Source organism: Flavobacterium sp., from assembly GCF_035760125.1.
In the GTDB taxonomy this organism is placed as follows: domain Bacteria; phylum Bacteroidota; class Bacteroidia; order Flavobacteriales; family Flavobacteriaceae; genus Flavobacterium.
This window is the reverse complement of sequence record NZ_DASTTN010000062.1, coordinates 1-2821: the sequence shown is the minus strand read 5'-3', so window position 1 is coordinate 2821 and position 2821 is coordinate 1. Positions and strand designations below refer to the sequence as shown.

Sequence of the window (2821 nt, the reverse complement as noted above, 5' to 3'; positions counted from 1 at the left end):
GAGGGAAGTGAAACAGTTGAAGAAGAAAAACTACAAGCTATTGCCAAAGTTTTAGGTGTAACACCTGAGGCGATTAAAAATTTTTCTGAAGAAGCTGCAATTAATTATTTTAATAATTTCAATGACAGTAGTGAGGGAACATTTAATAATCATTGCACATTCAATCCACTTGATAAAGTTGTAGAACTGTACGAACGTTTATTAGAAGCGGAAAAAGAAAAAAATGCCTATTTGGAAAAATTGGCCAATATAAAATAATATAAAATTAGTTTTCATAAGTGAAAGAGCCTCGCAGTTTGCGGGGCTTTTTTTATTTCGCAAAAAATAGTCTAATCCTAGGCAAAATATGGCTATGATAGTAAACCCATTTTTTTCTTGTTTAACTTCGGCTGACTGAATAATGAACTCGAAAATATGCGGATATGGATTTCAGAAAAAAAAGGCTCTCTACTGAGGAAGCAAAAAAAATTGATTTGACAGCCTACCTCTCTTCACTGGGACACCAACCGGTAGAGATGAGAAATGTGGAGTACTGGTATCGTTCCCCTTTACGGAACGAACAAAAGCCTTCTTTTAAAGTCAATCAAAAATTGAATTTATGGTTTGACCACGGGCTGGGCAAAGGAGGTAATCTGATTGATTTTGGAATACTGTATCATCACTGTTCCGTACGAGAGCTTTTGCAAAAGCTCGACACTGATTTTTCTCTTCAACAGCCAACTCTTTTACCTTCATATAAAAGTATCGAAACGGAAAGCAAAATCAAAATACTTGGAGATTTTTCGCTTACTTCTCCTTCGCTTTTAAGATACTTACAAGAGAGAAAAATCCCTCTTGAAATTGCTGACAAATTCTGTCGTGAAGTCCGTTATGAACTGGGCAAAAAAATTTATTTCGGGATCGGTTTTAAAAACGATTCGGGAGGCTACGAAATCCGCAATCCCTATTTCAAAACCGGCAGTTCCCCAAAAGATATTACCATCATAGATAATGGCGCAGAAGAGGCAATAGTTTTTGAGGGCTTTATGGACTTTTTATCCTTTAAAGCGACAACCAAAAACCTTCCCGAAAAGGGTCAGGATTTTGTTGTTTTAAATTCCGTTTCATTCTTTGAAAGAGCACGCCCTTTTATGGAAACCCACAAGCAAATTCGACTTTATCTTGACAGGGATACTACAGGAATAAATTGTACCCAGCGTGCACTTTCAATGAGTCCAAAATACCAAGACGAAAGTACCCTTTACAAAAATCACAAAGATTTTAACGACTGGATTATTAATCCTGAAAAAGTCCAAAAAAAACATTTGGGTCCAAAATTGTAAAAATCACACACAACTTATTTTAAGATTGTCAATTTCTGCTACCTCTTTGGCAGTCAGTTAAAATTGAAAGTCTTGAAGACTTATAAAAAGCTGAAAAGTTACAACGTTCCTGTAACGGCCAGATGAACGGTTGTCGGACAACCGATCTGGCCACCCTATGCCTCGGAACTCGGCGGTGGAGACACTAAAAGGATAAAAGAGTTTGACAAACATTGAAAATGAAAGATGATGGAAAGAGAAAATTCAAACAGAACACGCAGAATCACACTGCGCTTGACACCCGAAGAATACACAAAAATTGAACATAAATGGAAAGCCAGTACTTGCCGTAAGTTGAGTGACTATGTTCGTAAACACCTATTTGACAAGCCTATTACAACCCAATACAGAAATCAGTCATTGGATGATTTTATAGAAGAAACGGTAGTACTCCGCAATGAGCTAAGTGCTATCGGAAACAATGTAAATCAGGTTGTAAAAAAGATGCACGCCCTACAACAAATTCCTGAATTCAAACAGTGGATTGTACGTTACGAATTGGAAAAAAAAATCCTTTTCAACAAGGTAAATGATATTCAAAATCACATTCAAAAAATCACGGACAAATGGTTACAATCATAAAAACAAGCCATTCGATCCGCAGTATTTTAAACTACAATGAGAACAAAGCTAAGGCTGGTGTGGCAGAGTGTATAGGTGCGGGTAATTATCCCGCTGATGTCGATAAAATGAATGATACAATGAAGCTCTATCGCTTCACAAAACGACTGGAATTAAACGAGAACGCCAAGCGGAGCAGTGTGCATATTTCCCTGAATTTTGATCCGTCAGAAAACCATTCCAAAGAAAAACTGATGGCTATTACTGATACCTATATGGAGAAAATAGGCTTCGGAAAACAACCATATTTAGTGTACCAACATTACGATGCGGGACATCCGCACGTTCATGTTGTGTCCATAAATATCGAAAGGGATGGTAAGAGGATTGACCTGCATCATTTAGGCATAAGAAAATCAGAACCCGCAAGAAAAGAAATTGAAGAATTATTTGGCCTCGTAAAAGCAGAAGGACGAAAAAAGAAAGAGGAATTAAATTTGCAGCCCATTTCAATGGGTAAGATTCACTATGGAAGGATTGAATCAAAGAAAGCCTTGACCAATGTTTTAAATAAGGTGCTGCATGAGTACAAGTATTCGAGCCTTCCCGAACTCAATACGGTTCTAAAACAATATAATGTCATGGCTGACCGTGGCAGTGAGAATTCAAAAATATTTTTAGCAAATGGATTGGTGTATCGGATACTGAACGAACAGGAAAAGCCAATTGGCACGCCAATTAAAGCAAGTGATTTCTACTTCAAACCGACTTTGAAATTCTTGGAAGAAAAATTTAAGGGTAATGAAATTAGAAGAGTTTCAGACAAATTAAGAGTAAAAAACATCATTGACAAGACTCTGCTAAGAGATCGGGTAATATCCATAAACGAACTGGCAAAG

General features: G+C 37.0%; 3 protein-coding genes and 1 pseudogene. All 4 read left to right on the top strand.

Going from position 1 to position 2821, the window contains the following annotated elements:
* A pseudogene (locus VFS71_RS02605) lies at nucleotides 1-258 on the top strand (transcriptional regulator); the annotation flags it as partial.
* 164 nt (nucleotides 259-422) lie between these two features.
* A complete protein-coding gene (locus VFS71_RS02600; protein WP_326399211.1) occupies nucleotides 423-1322 on the top strand; it encodes a toprim domain-containing protein in 900 nt (299 codons plus the stop codon).
* Between the two features lie 228 nt (nucleotides 1323-1550).
* Nucleotides 1551-1943, top strand: coding sequence for a plasmid mobilization protein (locus VFS71_RS02595; RefSeq protein ID WP_326399210.1), 393 nt, complete (start codon nucleotides 1551-1553; stop codon nucleotides 1941-1943).
* The coding region (locus tag VFS71_RS02590) for a relaxase/mobilization nuclease domain-containing protein (protein ID WP_326399209.1) at nucleotides 1928-2821 on the top strand (894 nt) is incomplete at its 3' end. The genes VFS71_RS02595 and VFS71_RS02590, both read left to right, overlap by 16 nt.